Genomic DNA, 14,207 nt, shown 5'->3' with positions numbered 1-14,207 from the left:
AGCACCGCGCGGGCGGCGTACCAGGGCTGTTCTTCTGGTGCTATCAGGCGATCTTGTTGGTCGCCAGGTCCCAGCCGCCCGAGGTATTGCCGCCGGCGCCACCGGTGACTTTTTGCTGGGTGTACTTCCATTTGATCTTCGAGAATTTCAGGCCGACTTTCTCCTGGATGATCGAGCCTTCCTCGACCGTCGGCATGATGGCGCCGATCAGGACGTTTTCCAGCTCGATCTCGAAGTACTTGATGCGGTCGCCCTGGCCGTCGGCGCGCATGAATTCCAGCTTCGCTTTCGGGATCGTCTTGCCGGCCGAGCAGGTCTGCAGCAGGATCGGCGAGGCGAGGTCGGCCAGCTTGGTGAACACGACTTCCTTGTGCTCGCAACGTTCGGCCGTGTGGCCGCCGCCGGTCGACGCGGTCGCAGAACGCGGCTGGCTCACGCCCCAGTTCACCGAGGTGCATTCGATCCAGTCCTTGTGCTTGTCGTCCATCGACTCGCCTTTGATGCCATCGATCTGCAGATATACGTCAATTGCCATGTTTGCTTACTCCTGGTTTGGTTTGGAAATCAGCTTTTGGTCGACTGCGGCAACTCCGCGACCAGTCGGAGGGAAACGGACAATTCGTCGAGCTGGAAGTGCGGGCGCAGGAAGGAAACGGCGCGGTAGCAGCCGGGGCGGCCCGGCACTTCGGACACCTGCACGCTCGCTTCGCGCAGCGGGAACTGCGCCTTCTGTTCCTGGCTGGCGTTGTCGTCCAGGAGGACGTACTGGGTGAGCCAGCGGTTCAGGTAATCCTCGACGTTCGAGGCGGCGGCGAAGCTGCCGATCTTGTCGCGCATCATGGACTTCATGTAGTGGGCGATGCGCGAGACGGCGAAGATGTACTGCAGCTGCGAGGACAACATCGCGTTGGCGTTGGCCGCCTCGTTGTTGTACTTCTTGGCCTTTTGCGCCGACTGCGCGCCAAAAAAGGCGGCGTACGAGGTGTTCTTGCAGTGCACCAGCGAGATGAAGCCGAGGTCCGACAGCTCCTTTTCGCGGCGGTCGGTGATTGCCACTTCGGTCGGGCATTTGAGCGCGACCTCGCCTTCGTCGGTTTTGAAGGTGTGGGTCGGCAGGTTCTCGACCAGGCCGCCGCCCTCGACGCCGCGTATCGCCGCGCACCAGCCGTAGTCTTCGAACGCGCGCGTCAGCTTCGAGGCGAACGCGTAGCTGGCGTTGCACCACAGGTATTTGCTGTGGTCGGTGCCGTCCACGTCCTCGACGTAATTGAAGCCTTCGACCGTCATGCCGTCGACCGGGTTATACGGCAGGCGCCCGAGGAAGCGCGGCAGCGTCAGGCCGACGTAGCGCGAGTCTTCCGATTCGCGGAAGGCCTTGAATTTGGCGTATTCGACGGTGTCGAATACTTTCGCCAGGTCGCGCGGCTTGCCCAGGTCGCCGAAGCTGTCGACGCCGAACAGTTCGGGCGCGGCCGAGGTGATGAAGGGCGCATGGCTGGCCGCAGCCACGTGCGACATCTGTTCGAGGAAGTACATGTCCTCGGGCTGGCGGCTCATTTCGAAGTCGCCCACCAGCGAACCATAGGGCGCGCCGCCGAAGGTGCCGAATTCCTCTTCGTAGATCTTCTTGAAGAGCGTGCTCTGGTCGAATTCGACCGCAGCCTGGAAATCCTTGACCAGTTCGCGCTTGCTGGCGTTGAACATGCGGATCTGCAGCGTGGTGCTGGTCGACGAATTCTTGACCAGGTATTGCAGGCCGGTCCAGCTGCGCTCGAGCTTCTGGAATTCGGGCGCATGCATGACGGCCGAGAGCTGGGTCGAGATCATGCGGTCCAGTTCCGCCAGGCGCGCGTCGATCATCGCCGACAGGTTGTTCGACACCACCATCGTGCCCGACATCACCTGGGTGACGAGTTCGGAAATCAGGTCGCGTGCGCGCGCATGTTCGCTGGGCGACGCGGCCACCCGGCTTTGCTCGACGATCTGGTCGAGCAGGGAGTTGTCGAGCTCAGGTGCCACTCCATGTTCCTGGGCAGGCTGCACCGCCTGTTCGAGTATCGCCGCCATTTATTTACCCTCCGTCTTGCGCAGGCTTTCGAGCTTTTCGGTGTTGCCCAGCACTTCGCTCAGGATGTCGTCGAGCTTGTCGTTCCCGGCCAGCTTGTTGCGCAGGTCGGCCAGCTTGGTGCGCGCTTCCAGCAGCCCCTTCAGGGGCGCGACCTGCTGCACCACGGACTCGGGCCGGAAGTCGGCCATCTCGCGGAACTGCAGCTGCACGCCGAACTGGCCACCCTCTTCCGACAGGTGGTTCTCGACGCGGAACTGTACGGCCGGGGCCACGCCGCCCAGCACTTCGTCGAAATTCGAGGCGTCGACGCTGACGAACTTGCGGTCCTTCAGGCGCTTCTTTTCCGCGTTCGGGTCGTTGCCGAAGTCGCCCAGCACACCGACGACAAAGGGCAATTCCTTGTTCTCGATGGCGTCGCCGATCTCGACGTCGTAGGTCATCTGCACACGCGGCGCGCGCACCTTCTGCAAGCGTTTCTGGACGCTTTCACTTTTAGCCATGGCTGCTCCAAGGGATGACAGGCCGGCGGACGCCGGCCCGCGAGATTTATTTGAGCGCCCCGAACGGGTCGCTCGCGCCGGAACCGGATTTCGCAGGGGCGGCAGCAGTTGTTGTCGACGTTGGCTTCGGTCGCGGCGCGGGTTTCTTTCCGCCCCCCCCCACCAGCGTGTCTTCGTTCAGGGTCGTGCGCAACAGCTTGGCCAGCTCTTCGGCTTCGGTCTTGACGTTGCCGCTCAGGCGGCTCTTGCGCGTCAGCTCGCCCAGCGCCTTGCTCGACACGCGCAAGCCGCTGACGGCGGCGATGCTGTTGGCCATCGTGTCGTCCGGATCGCGCTCGATCGCTTCGAGTGCGTCGACGATCGCTTCGCCATAGCTCTTGCTGTCGAAGCGCATCTGGGCCATGCGCACCCAGGGCGTCTTGTCGGCCGGGAAGGCCTGGCCGGCGCCCTTGAGCAGCGCGTAAGCCTTGGCGGGATCGCCCGCGGCAATCGCGGCGTCGGCCGCGGCCATGGACGCCTCCATCGTTGCCTTCGGCACGTTGGCCGACCCTTCGCCGGGCGCGGCGCAAGCAGTCAGCAGGGCGACGCACGCCATGGCCGGCATCAGTCGTGTGAACATCATTTCGGTCTCCAGAACGTTGAACCAGCCGCCATTATTTCGGGAAGCAATTTCACGAGAGTTGCGCCTAGTCAATAATGGAACATCTCGACGTTTCGGCGTGCGAAGGCGGTGGTCCTTGCGCCGGCGCAGAAGACATGCGCGGCGTTACTGTTAAATGGGCGTTTGCGTTATTTACGAAAGGCAAGAATCTGATGCCCGCCCTTCCCTCCTTTTATCTGTCCTCTTTTTGTCTGTCGCTGCTCCTCGCTGCCCTGCCCGGCTGCGCAGGCGATGCCGCACGCAAGGCGGCCCAGGCCGAGCAGCTGAAAGCACCGCGCAACGTCGCCCTGCGCCTGCACGCCGCTCCCAAACTGAATGTCGATGCCCGCGGTCGGCCGCTGGCCGTGGTCGCGCGCATCTATACCCTGCGCCAGAACGCCGCCTTCGACGCGGCCCCCTACGCCACCTTTCTCACCCCGGGCCGCGACCGCGAAGCCTTCGGCGCCGACCTGCTCGAGGTGAAGGACGTGACGCTGGTGCCCGGCCAGCGCTACGACACGGTCGAAAAGCTGCCGCGCGAAGCGGCCTACGTCGGCATCGTGGCGCTGTTTCACTCGCCGGCGCCGCAGCGCTGGCGCATGTCCTTTGCCACCACCGAGGCTGAAAGCGCGGGCGTCAACGTAGCGGTGCAAGCCTGCGCGTTGTCACCCGGCGCGGGAGCCAAGCCGAGCGCGGCGGCGACCATGGCGCCGGGCTCTGTGCGCTGTCAATAGAGGCGCGGCGCCCTTCCAGCAAGCTCAACTTTTTCCTGTCAACATTCTTCGCGAGGACATAGTGAACATGCCATCGAAACTGCTGTGGGGCGAAGGGCTGTTTTTGCGCCCCCAGCATTTCCAGCAGCAGGACCGCTACCACGAGGCGCGCCTGAACCAGACCGCGCGCGCCCTGCATCCCTACGCCTGGGGCGTGCGCCGACTCGCAATCGACCACGAGGCGCTGGCCAGCGACCTGCTGCGCATCGACGCGCTATCGCTGGTCTTCCCCGATGGCGAAATCTACCGCGCGCCCGAGGGAGACGCCCTGCCGCTGCAGGTCAAGCTCGGCGCCCTGCCCCCCACCACCCAGTCGATCACCTTCCACGCCGCCCTGCCGGCGCTCAAACCCCATGGCGAAAACTGCGGCGAGATGGACGCCGAGCGTGGCGACGCCCGGCGCGACGACGCCCGTTTTGTCCAGCACGAGCGCGACACCCAGGACCTGTTCACCCACGCCGCCGACGCCGGCGTCACTTACCTGAACAAGACCGTGCGCCTGGTGTCCGACGTCGACGCCCTGGCGGCGTACGAGAGTTTTCCGCTGGTGCGCCTGCGCCGCGTGGCCACCGGCGGCTTCGAGGTCGACCCGGGTTTCATCGCCCCGAGCGTATCGATCGACGGCGCGCCCGGCCTGCACAGCGCCGTCGCGCGCCTGATGGAAAAGCTGCTGGCCAAGGTGAATGCGCTGTACGGCCACATGCGCGAGCCGAGCCGCAACGTGGTCGAGATCCGCGGCGGCGACATGTCCTCGTTCTGGCTGCTGCACACGGCCAGCAGCGGCTATGCGGCGCTGTCGCACTACCTGCACCATCCGGAGCTGCACCCCGAGCGCCTGTTCGGCGACATGCTGATGCTGGCCGGCGGCCTGATGGCCTACTCGCGCAACTATAAACTCGAAGACTTGCCGGCCTACTCGCACCTCGATCCCGGTCCGGCGTTCGCGCGGCTCGATGCGATCCTGCGCGACCTGCTCGATACCGTCGTCTCGAGCCGCTACTTTTCGATCGCGCTGTCGAATGAGCGCCCGTCCTACCACGTCGGCGCGCTCGACTCGGGCAAGATCAACGGCCAGACCATGCTGTATCTCGCCGTGTCGGCCGACATGCCGGCCGTGCAGCTGATCGACGTGGTGCCGCTGCGCTTCAAGCTCGGCGCGCCGCAGGACGTCGACAAGTTCGTGCTCTCGGCGCTGCCTGGCGTGAAGCTGGTCCATGCGCCGCAGGTGCCGGCGGCGCTGCCGGTGCGGCCAGACACCCATTACTTCGCGCTCGAGAACAGGGGCGTGTTATACGAAAACATGCTCAAGGCCCAGGCGATCTCGATCTACGTGCCGAACGGGATCCGCGACCTGCAGCTCGACCTGGTCGGGGTGGCGGCATGAACGCCCTCGTCGAACGCCGCACCGCACCCACGCCGTCGCGCGGCGCCGCCGGCAGCGCACCGCAATCGCTGGTCGACCTGATGTACGAAGGTTTCTATGCGCTGTTCCTGCTGAAGAATGGCTGCGGCCCGCACGACAAGGCCGCCTTCGCCGACCACATGACCGCCTTCCTCGGCGACGTCGACCGCAACGCCAAGGCCATCGGCGTGGCCGCCGAAGACGTCACCGCCGCCAAGTATGCCTTCTGCTCGGCGGTCGACGAAATCATCCTGCGCTCGAACTATGAGGTGCGCGAAGCCTGGGAAACGCGCCCGCTGCAGCTGCGTGTGTTCGGCGACCAGCTCGCCGGCGAACACTTCTTCCACCGGTTGGAAGACCTGCGCGCCAAAGGCAGCGTGCACTTGCAGGCGCTCGAAGTGTTCCATATGTGCCTGCTGCTCGGCTTCGAAGGCCGCTACGCGCTCGACGGCCACGACAAGCTGAACTACCTGGTGGCGCGCCTGGGCGACGAGATCGCCCGCATGCGCGGCAAGAACCGCGGCTTCGCACCGCACGCCGAACGTCCCGACCAGATCACCAACACGCTGCGCAGCGACCTGTCGCTGTGGGTGCTGCTCTCGGTGTTCGCGCTGGCAGGCCTCGGGGCCTATGTCGGCTTTCGCGCCAAGCTCTCGAGCGACACGACGACGGCCCTGGCCAGCTACAACGACCTCGTCAAGCTGCCGCCGCGCGCAGCGAACGTGACGATCACCCTGCCCTAGCCTTGGCGGCCGCTCCCTCGCGGAGCGGCTCGCACGGGACGGCAAAATCCACGTGATAGTGTTCGTCGTGCCGGATCCACGGCTTGCCCTGCATGAACGGCAGCTTGCGCAGGGCCTCGCCGTGCGCGGTCTTGAACAATCCCGGCATCAGGGCAGGATCGAAGATGACCAGTGCGATGCCGACCTTGTGGCGCCGCGCTGCTTCGGCCAGGGCGTGCAAATGTGCGGCCAGCGCGTCGTAGTCGATGCGTAGCGCGCCTGCCCGGCCCTGCGCATCGAACTCCAGGCCGTAGCCGAACTTGTTGGTCAGCGACGCGGGTAAGGGCACGGAGCGGTTGCGGCCGTCGAGGACGGGCACCATGAAGTCGACCGACAGGCCGTTCTGGTGGGTGCGGTGCGGGCGCATCCTGCCGCCCGCCGCGAGGCCGGTCTCGCCATAGACGTAGCGCGTGCCCGGCCGTCCTTGCGCCAGCGCCGCATATGCATCGTCGATCACGTCGCGCACGCGTTCGTGCACGAAGGTGCGGCCCAGGCGCACGCCGAGCTGGCTGTACGCTTCGAAATTGGGACCGGTGCCCGGCAGCACGACCGCACCGGCGATGCTGCCCTGGGCGACGCGGCCGTAACAGGTGCTGGCCTGTACCGGCGCGGCGCCAAGGCAGAGAAGGAGGAAGAGAGGGTGGAAGTGTCGTTTGCCTGGGCCTGCGGTCATTGGACAACCTTGAATTCGATGCGCCGATTACGTGCGCGGCCATCGATTGTACGATTATCCGCCACCGGCCGGTCGGGTCCCTCGCCCGACACCGCGATCGAATCGGCCTTGATGCCGTGCGCGGCGACGTAGGTCTTGACCGCTTCGGCGCGCGCCTGGCTGAGCGACAGGTTGCCGGCGCGTGAGCCGGCGTTGTCGGTGTGCCCGATCACCTCGACCTTGATGCCGTTCAGCTTTTTCAAGGCTTCGCTCATCTGGTCGAGGATCGCCATGCCGGATGGCGTCAGCGCCGCCTTGCCCGACTCGAATTCGATGATGCGGTTGGCCAGCGCGGCGTCGAGCACGCTCTGCTCGGAGGCAGCCACGCGCAAACCGTTGTTGACGGTGTAGGTCGGGTTCAGGCTGTTGGCGATGTCGCCGGCGATCTGCTGGCGCTGCGCCTCGTTGGCGACGTCGCCGCGCAGGCTGACCGTGCTGCCGTCGACCTTCAGCTGGCCGCGGCTGATCATTTTCAGGTTCGGGTTGATCAGGCGGCCGACGTAGTCGTTCCAGTTGGCCGGGGTCGCCACGGTACCGACCGCCAGTTGGTCGACCACGCGCTCGTGGCCATATACCGCGCGCAGGCGCGCCAGCAGTGCCGCCTTGGCGGCTTCGTCGGCCACCGTGCCGGCGACGACGATCGGCGCCGTCGTTGCGGCCAGCGCAGTGGCCGGAACGGCTGCCGGTGGCGAAGGCACCTGCGCCTGCGCCACGCCCGCCGCCAGCAGGATGGCGGCCATGACAATCTGTTTGCTCACGTTGCGTCTCCGATGAAGGTCTTGAGGAACAGTTCGCGCGCCATTTTCAGGGGCAGTTGCGGCTGGTCGAGGTAGCTGGCCAGGGCGCGCACGTCGACGTCCAGGCCCAGCTGCTCGTCGATCCAGCCGGTGTCTTCCAGGCGCACCTGCAGCTCCTGCCCGACCAGCGGATCGATGATGCCGCGCAGTGCCTGCGAGGCCGCGCCGCAAAAGCCGATCACCAGCACCGGCCGCTCTTCCTGCACCGTCAGGAACAAAGCCAGGTCGAAGGCGGCGCGGCGCACGAAGGGCGCCACCAGTTCGAGCCAGAAAGCGGCGACCGGTGCGCGCAACGCTTCTTCCTCGGGCAGCGGCAGTACCAGGCTCTTGTCGAGCTGGGCCGGTTTGCTGTGCATGACCGGCTGCAGCAGCAGGCCGAGGGCGAGGATGACGCGGCTGGCGTCTTCGCCGCCGAGCACGCGCGAGAGCGAGCCGACGGTGCCGCTGGCCAGGAAAGCCGCCAACGCCTCGTCGGATTCGCCCAGCGTGATCGCCGCATCGCTGATGCCGGCCAGGTGCAGCGTGGGGTCGGCGGCGTCCAGCACCTTTGGCGCGGCCGCTTGCAGGAAGGACCAGAGCGGCGCAAAGGCGAGCGGACAGCGCGAGACAAAGGCGGCCGGATCGACCACGTCGAGCGTGCGCATCATCAGGAAGGGATAGCGCCGTCCGGGCGCGTCGCGGCTGGCAACCAGGTGGCCGGCGACCGCGTGGCGGCGCGCCGGCCCGACGAAAGCGAAACTGACCGGTGCCATCGCATCGTAGTTGATCTTCCAGCGCGCATCCGACGGCAGGCGCTGCATCACGACGGCGAGCCAGTCGTCGAGCATGCTGATGGCGGCGGCGTCGTGGGCGAGCTTGACGAAGTCGCTGCGCGCCGGAATCTTGCCGAAGTAGCCGATGCGGTCAAACGTGGCGGCGCGCATCACTGGCCTCCGGCCGGCAGGCTGGCGATGGTGGGCTCGGCCACCGGACGCCCGACGATGGTGGTCGGCAGGCGCAAGCCCTGGAAGCCTTTGCTGTTGCCGGCGGATGCCGCGTTGCTGACCAGGCGCAGGTCGACCACGATGGCGAGGTTGCCGCTGACCCAGCGCAGTTCGTTCACGCCGCTGCTCTTTTTCTGCTGGGTCGAGGCCTCGATCATCTTGCGCATGCCGAACTGGCCCGGCTCATTGAACAGCTCCACCGTGCGCCCGTCGAAGGTCACCGCGCTGATGCGCGCGCCGGCCGTGCCCGGGCCCGGATAGACCATGTTGGTCCAGACCGGCGGCGTGTTGCGGTAGCGCAGCTGCTGGCCGTCGATGTCGATCGTGTATTCGGTGGCGCCGGGCGCCGGATGGGCCTGCAGCTGGAATACGGTCTGCGGTGCGCCGCCGTTCGAGGGCGCCACGCCATTACTCGACAGCGGCGCTACCCAGCCCGGAAAGCCCGACACCGCCTGCGGCGCCAGCGTGATGCCGATGTCGGCCCAGGTACGCGCCGTCAGCATGCTGCCGCGGTTGATCACCAGCGGCCCCATCGAGGCGTTGATGAATTTCGCGACCACGCCTTCGGGACCGAACACCTGGCCGATCTCGGCGCTGGTCGCCTCCATCTTGCTGCTAGGTGAGAACGGATACTTGTCGGCCAGGGTCTTCTCGAACGGCTCGAGCACCTGCGCCTGCCAGGTCTTGTTGATCTCCGACTCGGATGGCAGCACGATCATGGCGAAGGTCTGCACCAGCGGGCGCACCAGGAGCGGGCGCAACGCCGCTTTCTGGGCGTCGCTCATCCCGGTCAGCATCTGTTCGTCGACATATTTCAGGGCGTCGGCCAGTTCGGAGCCGCTGCCCTCCAGCGTCTGCTGCATGAACTGCTTGGCGCCGGGACCGGGGTCGCCCTGGTTCTTCAGCTGGTTCAAACGCGTGCGCAGGCGCGACAGGCAGTCGAGGTAGCCGGTCATCAGCGACGCTTCCTTCTCGCGGGTGCCGACCAGGCGCGCGACGCCGGCGAATTCGCGGCCGATCGGGCCCATCCCGCCTTGCCCGTTCATCGCCAGCGGGCCAGCCGCATCGGCCAGGGTGCGCGCATCGGCCGGCGCGCGGCGCAGCACGACTTCCTTGAACCAGGCAGCCAGCGTGCGTTCGGTCTTGCCCAGGTTGGCGCGGGCGGCGGCGGGATTGTCCCAGGAGGTTTCGTCGTAGATGACTTTCAGCAGGCGCGCGATCGGCGAGGCTTGCGGATCACCCAAGCGGTTCATCGCCACCACGCTGCCTTCGAATCCGCGCAGGTCGGTAACGGTCACGCCTTGCACGAAGCGGGCCCATTCCCTGGCATAGTCGGCCTTGTACATGTCGACCAGGGTCTTCTGGATCTGCTCCGGGCTGCCCTCGAGCGTGAGGTCGTCCTTGGCCACGGTTTTCAGAACCCAGTCGGTACTTTGCAGCTCGCGGTTGGAGGCGTCGCGAATGGCGCCCTGCACGTACTTGTCCCAGGCGGCGCGAGTAAAGGCGCCGCTGACGGCATGGCTGCCGGCGACCAGGCCCGAGTCGCCATCGCCAACGATGCGCGCCACCGTCACCGCCGGGAAGCGCGTGGCGGCGCGGGTCTTGATGTCGGCGTAGACGCGCTCGCGCGCCGGCGTGCCGCGCACCACCCGGCGCAGGTTCTCGCGCGCCGCATCGAGCAGGCTGAGTTTCAGCGTCACCTGCGGCCAGGCCTGGTCATCGATCTGCGCCAGGTGGAAGGTCAGCAGGCGCTCGGCGCTGCGGATCATCTGCTCGTGCGGCATGCTGCCGCGGTTGGCGACCAGCCAGGTACGCCAGTAGCGGGTCAGCTGGTCGTTCAGGTGCCCGGGTTCGGCATGGCTTTTATCGCCCAGCATCAGGTAAGTCTTGAGGGCATTGTAGGCATCCGGGACATTCGTCGGCGAGACCTGCTGGTAGGGCTGGCCCGGTTTCGCCGCGGGCGCGGCGCTGGCGTTCGGATCGAGCGCGGCGGCATTCGCATTCACCTCGGCCAGCATGGCTTCCAGCGCACCCGCGACCGGCTCGACCATCACCGCGCGCACGCCGGCGAAGTATTCGTCGCGCAACTTGCGTTCCAGCTTTTCGCCCTGGTACAGGCCGAACGAGAGCGCCCACGGCTGGTCTTCGCGGTACTGGTCGAGCTGCTCGATGCGGTCTTGCAGGATGTCGAGCGCCTCCAGGCGCGACTGCAGGTCGATGCGCTTCTCCTGCAGCCTTACCACCTTGTCGAGGTCGGCCTGGACGTTGGCCACCAGTTGCGCGTTGCCCATGTAGGCCCAGCTCCAGCCGCCCAGCGCAGCACCCAGCAGCACGGTCGCGACGGCGAAGGCCGCGTACTTCAGGCGTGCACTGGCCGGATTCGTGTAGCGCTTGACCAGGTCCTTGTCGGCGAAGATCACCTTGCGGAACAGCTCGAGCAAAAAGTAACCCTCGCCCGCACCGGCTTTCTCGGCATCGTTGTCCTTGCGGTCGTTCAGTTCGAGGTCGAAACGGCTCGCCACGCGCTTCGACGACAAATCCTGCACCTGGCCTTCCTGCAGCGCGCTCGTAAAATAAAAGCCACGGAACACTGGCTTGAACTGGTAGGTGTTTTCCTCGAACAGGGTCGACAGGAAGGCGCGCAGCGGGCTGCGGATCGCGGCGAATTCGAGCGGGAAGGTAAATACCCCCGGACGCATGCGCGCGCTGCGGTTGCCGGCCATGTTCGCCAGGCTCATTTCCTTAAGGCCATCGTGCAGCTCGTCGAAGTGGGTATCGAAAAAGGCGAGTACGTCTTGCGGCGTGCTGCGTCGGTTGTAGCGCAGCGTCGCGCCCCAGACGCGATCGCGCTCGCTGCGCTCGGCGTCGTGGAAGAAGTCGGAAAAGCCGGCGATCAGGTCGGCCTTGGTAAACACCACGTACACCGGCGCGTACACGCCCAGGCGCTCGGTCAGTTCCTGCACGCGGGTGCGCAGGCTTTTCGCCAGCTCCATCGAGGCGCTGGCGGGACCGGCCGTCAGCTCGGCCACGCTGACGGCGATCAGGATGCCGTTGATCGGTGCGCGGCGGCGGTGTTTTTTCAGCAGTTCCAGGAAGCTGAACCACTCGGCGCGGTCGCCGTCCTGTACCGAATAGCGCCCGGCGGTATCGAGCAGGATGCCGTCGGTGGTAAAGAACCAGTCGCAGTTACGGGTGCCGCCCACGCCCTGCACCGCCTTGCTGCCGGGGATCGGGAAGGTCAGGCCCGAGTGGGCGACGGCGCTGCTTTTCCCTGCCGCGGGATTGCCGATGATCATGTACCAGGGCAGCTCGTAGAGGGCCGCGGCGCCGCGCGTCAGTCCCAACTTCGAGGTCTTAATGGTGGCAATTGCTTGCAACATATTATTGCGCAGTACCGCCACTTCGCCTTTGCCGTGCTCGCCGGCAGGATCCTTGCCGGCGGCCAGGCTGGCGGTCAGGCGTGCGGCGGCGTGGCGGCGCCACAGCTGGCGCAAGCCCCAGTAGCTGCCCCACAGGGCCAGCAAGGCCAGCGCCACAATGACGGCCCAGATCAGGCCGAGTTCGAAAGTCTCCGCGGTGAGGAACAAGATACCGAGGCAGGCGGTGATACCGATCACGACAAGCACGCGGCTGTCGATGAGGAACTTCCAGAGACGGGCCATGGCGGGAGTGTGTGAAGTTGGGAAAGGTCAGACAGGCAATGCTCGCATTTATTGCCTATCGAAAATTTGACTTTTCGCAACCTCGGACGGGCGTCTCATCGGCGCATCACACCCCGCAAGCGCAGCTCGGTATGGCCCAAATCCATCATCTTCCAGCGTCCGCCCCAGGTCAGGCCAAGCTGTTCGGCAACCTCGCCGTAGAGCTGGTAGCCGCGCATGGCCCAGGGATCCTTTTCCGAAATCACGAGCTTGCCGTCGCGCCAGAACGCGCAGTCGGCTGCAAGGCCATACTGGTGCCAGCTCTGGAAGGCGCGCGCGTTGGTCACCGCGCCGCCCATCGAGGCCAGCAGATCCTGGCGCGCCGGACTGCGGTAACCCTCGAGCAAGGCCATGTCGTAGCCATGCTTTTCCTTCATGATCTTGAATGCCAGCAGCAACCGCTGGTTGAACTCCGGATGCATCAGACCCCAGTTGCGGCTCGCGTTGACCAGCATCGGCCGCACCTGCACCACTTCCTGGGTACCAAAGGCGAGCGGCGGCGGATCGCTGGGCGGCACCAGTTGCTCGCCTTGCAGGAGCGCGGCGATCTGGGCGTCGGGCAAGGCTGCGATTGGTTCGTAGCCAGGCAGCATGTCGGGCGTGCGCAGGGCCAGTGCCAGCAGCGAGGGAATCGCCACCGCCGGCACGACAAGCGCCAGTACGATCCAGTGTTTGCGCAGCCACTGCGACAACCCCTCGACGTGGCCGCGCAACGCGCGCCGTCCGGGCAGCAGGTTCGCTCCCGCGCCGGGACGCCGCAGCGCCACGCGCCCGAGCCGGCTGCGCAAGCCAACCACCAATTGATTGATCAATGTCCGGCCGCTCGGGAAACATGCCAGCCAAATCAGGCTGCAAGCGACGCAAAAATACAGAAGTGCGACAAAGATCAGCATGGATTCTCCCAGATTGTTTCTAATCAGAGCAGAAACGACCATCTTAGGAGGTATGCAGTGCGCCCTACAGACGAAAATCAAGCAGGCTCGACAAGACCAAACCTGATGTCGTCGCGGCGCGCCGCCGGCGAGGAAAACATTCTGGCGATGCTCGAACGCGATTCCGCCCGCCGTCCGGGCACGCGCATGTCCGGGGTGCGCCTGGCCTCTTACGGCGCGGCGGCGGCGCTGGTCGGCATCCTTGCCGGCGGGGTCGCGTGGCTCGCCTACGACAATCACCAGACCGGGCAGGAACTGATTGCGCAACACGAGCTGGCCAATCCAGTGCCGCCGTTGCTGGCCGACGCTCCCCCGCCGTCGCCGACCGTGCCGGCCCCGGCGCCCGCCGCCGACGCGCCGCGCACGGCCGTCATTGTCGACGAGTCCGCACCGGCGCGGGACACGGCGGTTGCGAGCGCCCTGCCGCCGCTGGTCATGCTGCCGCCACATGAACTCGCGGGCGCAAGGCCGACGCCAACGCCGCGCCCAGCGCCGGAAAGCGTGCAACCGACACTCGCCAAGGCCGAGACGCCACCAGCCCAGGCAAAGCATGTCACTGCCGAGAAAAAGGTCGTCAACGCCGAGGCGCCGGTGGCTCCTGCGCGTCCGGCCACGGAGAAAAAGGTGACCAAGGCCGCAGCGCCGGCGACCGCTAAAAAGGCGGACAAGCCAGCGAAGAGCGCAAGCCGCGCCGCCAAGCCGGCCAAGGCGCGCCCCGTCGCCACGGCAAAAGCGAAGCCTGACGCCACCCGCCAGCGCAAGGCCGCTACCAGTGGCGAGACGGCGGTTGACAGCGACGTCGCGTTGATCTCGGCCATCATCCAGCATTCGGAACGCCATCGCGGCGAGCGCGAAGCAGCCGCCGCCTGCAAGGGGCCGCACTGCGCGCGCAAGCCGGGCAAGCCCTGATGTGGCAA

Annotated in this window: 13 protein-coding genes; 4 read left to right on the top strand and 9 right to left on the bottom strand. The window is 66.2% G+C overall.

Going from position 1 to position 14,207, the window contains the following annotated elements:
- Positions 1–43 precede the first annotated feature (43 nt).
- The 4 genes from tssD to IFT60_RS16725 are packed head-to-tail and all read right to left on the bottom strand — an operon-like array spanning position 44 to position 3,190.
- Positions 44–535: an Hcp family type VI secretion system effector gene (tssD, locus tag IFT60_RS16740; RefSeq protein WP_192053557.1), complete on the bottom strand. Its 492-nt coding sequence runs from the start codon at positions 533–535 to the stop codon at positions 44–46.
- A gap of 29 nt (positions 536–564) precedes the next feature.
- Complete coding sequence (tssC, locus tag IFT60_RS16735) at positions 565–2,067, bottom strand: type VI secretion system contractile sheath large subunit (RefSeq protein WP_229510933.1); 1,503 nt, start codon at positions 2,065–2,067, stop codon at positions 565–567.
- Positions 2,068–2,568, bottom strand: a complete 501-nt coding sequence (tssB, locus tag IFT60_RS16730; protein WP_192053555.1) for a type VI secretion system contractile sheath small subunit — start codon at positions 2,566–2,568, stop codon at positions 2,068–2,070.
- 46 nt (positions 2,569–2,614) lie between these two features.
- The gene (locus tag IFT60_RS16725) at positions 2,615–3,190 is read right to left on the bottom strand and encodes a tetratricopeptide repeat protein (protein ID WP_192053553.1); all 576 of its coding nucleotides are present in this window, start codon (positions 3,188–3,190) and stop codon (positions 2,615–2,617) included.
- A gap of 191 nt (positions 3,191–3,381) precedes the next feature.
- On the opposite strand from IFT60_RS16725, the gene tssJ reads away from it, so the two are divergent.
- From tssJ to icmH, 3 genes are all read left to right on the top strand, one after another.
- Positions 3,382–3,942 carry a type VI secretion system lipoprotein TssJ gene (tssJ, locus tag IFT60_RS16720; RefSeq protein ID WP_192053551.1) on the top strand — a complete coding sequence of 187 codons (561 nt, stop codon included), beginning with the start codon at positions 3,382–3,384 and terminating at the stop codon, positions 3,940–3,942.
- A 61-nt stretch (positions 3,943–4,003) separates the two neighbouring features.
- Positions 4,004–5,365 (top strand): type VI secretion system baseplate subunit TssK, encoded by a 1,362-nt coding sequence (tssK, locus tag IFT60_RS16715; protein ID WP_374001071.1) that lies wholly within the window; start codon positions 4,004–4,006, stop codon positions 5,363–5,365.
- Positions 5,362–6,126: a type IVB secretion system protein IcmH/DotU gene (gene icmH / locus IFT60_RS16710; protein WP_192053546.1), complete on the top strand. Its 765-nt coding sequence runs from the start codon at positions 5,362–5,364 to the stop codon at positions 6,124–6,126. Before tssK ends, icmH begins: the two co-directional genes overlap by 4 nt.
- Here the strand turns inward: icmH and IFT60_RS16705 are convergent.
- The 5 genes from IFT60_RS16705 to IFT60_RS16685 form a co-directional block, all read right to left on the bottom strand.
- On the bottom strand, positions 6,113–6,838 hold the full coding sequence (locus IFT60_RS16705) for a penicillin-insensitive murein endopeptidase (protein ID WP_192053544.1): 726 nt from the start codon (positions 6,836–6,838) through the stop codon (positions 6,113–6,115). The two genes, icmH and IFT60_RS16705, sit on opposite strands and share 14 nt — an antisense overlap.
- Positions 6,835–7,617 (bottom strand): OmpA family protein, encoded by a 783-nt coding sequence (locus tag IFT60_RS16700; RefSeq protein ID WP_192053639.1) that lies wholly within the window; start codon positions 7,615–7,617, stop codon positions 6,835–6,837. The genes IFT60_RS16705 and IFT60_RS16700 overlap by 4 nt, the downstream gene beginning before the upstream one ends.
- A 14-nt stretch (positions 7,618–7,631) precedes the next feature.
- Positions 7,632–8,597: a type VI secretion system-associated protein TagF gene (gene tagF / locus IFT60_RS16695; RefSeq protein ID WP_192053542.1), complete on the bottom strand. Its 966-nt coding sequence runs from the start codon at positions 8,595–8,597 to the stop codon at positions 7,632–7,634.
- Complete coding sequence (tssM, locus tag IFT60_RS16690; protein WP_192053540.1) at positions 8,597–12,319, bottom strand: type VI secretion system membrane subunit TssM; 3,723 nt, start codon at positions 12,317–12,319, stop codon at positions 8,597–8,599. The genes tagF and tssM overlap by 1 nt, the downstream gene beginning before the upstream one ends.
- Before the next feature lie 95 nt (positions 12,320–12,414).
- Positions 12,415–13,251, bottom strand: a complete 837-nt coding sequence (locus IFT60_RS16685) for a M15 family metallopeptidase (RefSeq protein WP_192053537.1) — start codon at positions 13,249–13,251, stop codon at positions 12,415–12,417.
- A gap of 57 nt (positions 13,252–13,308) precedes the next feature.
- Here IFT60_RS16685 and IFT60_RS16680 point away from each other — a divergent pair, with 57 nt between their 5' ends.
- On the top strand, positions 13,309–14,199 hold the full coding sequence (locus tag IFT60_RS16680; protein WP_192053535.1) for a hypothetical protein: 891 nt from the start codon (positions 13,309–13,311) through the stop codon (positions 14,197–14,199).
- Positions 14,200–14,207: the final 8 nt, after the last annotated feature.

The organism is Massilia sp. CFBP 13721 (genome assembly GCF_014842025.1).
Taxonomy (GTDB): Bacteria; Pseudomonadota; Gammaproteobacteria; order Burkholderiales; family Burkholderiaceae_D; genus Telluria.
Note: the sequence above shows the minus strand (reverse complement) of the source record. Positions and strands in the feature narration are given on the sequence as shown.

Bases quoted from the DNA above. Each gene is read 5' to 3' on its own strand.
- tssD (WP_192053557.1), bottom strand. From the start codon at position 535: ATGGCAATTGACGTATATCTGCAGATCGATGGCATCAAAGGCGAGTCG.
- tssC (WP_229510933.1), bottom strand. From the start codon at position 2,067: ATGGCGGCGATACTCGAACAGGCGGTGCAGCCTGCCCAGGAACATGGA.
- tssB (WP_192053555.1), bottom strand. From the start codon at position 2,568: ATGGCTAAAAGTGAAAGCGTCCAGAAACGCTTGCAGAAGGTGCGCGCG.
- IFT60_RS16725 (WP_192053553.1), bottom strand. From the start codon at position 3,190: ATGATGTTCACACGACTGATGCCGGCCATGGCGTGCGTCGCCCTGCTG.
- tssJ (WP_192053551.1), top strand. From the start codon at position 3,382: ATGCCCGCCCTTCCCTCCTTTTATCTGTCCTCTTTTTGTCTGTCGCTG.
- icmH (WP_192053546.1), top strand. From the start codon at position 5,362: ATGAACGCCCTCGTCGAACGCCGCACCGCACCCACGCCGTCGCGCGGC.
- IFT60_RS16705 (WP_192053544.1), bottom strand. From the start codon at position 6,838: ATGACCGCAGGCCCAGGCAAACGACACTTCCACCCTCTCTTCCTCCTT.
- IFT60_RS16700 (WP_192053639.1), bottom strand. From the start codon at position 7,617: ATGGCCGCCATCCTGCTGGCGGCGGGCGTGGCGCAGGCGCAGGTGCCT.
- tagF (WP_192053542.1), bottom strand. From the start codon at position 8,597: ATGCGCGCCGCCACGTTTGACCGCATCGGCTACTTCGGCAAGATTCCG.
- tssM (WP_192053540.1), bottom strand. From the start codon at position 12,319: ATGGCCCGTCTCTGGAAGTTCCTCATCGACAGCCGCGTGCTTGTCGTG.
- IFT60_RS16685 (WP_192053537.1), bottom strand. From the start codon at position 13,251: ATGCTGATCTTTGTCGCACTTCTGTATTTTTGCGTCGCTTGCAGCCTG.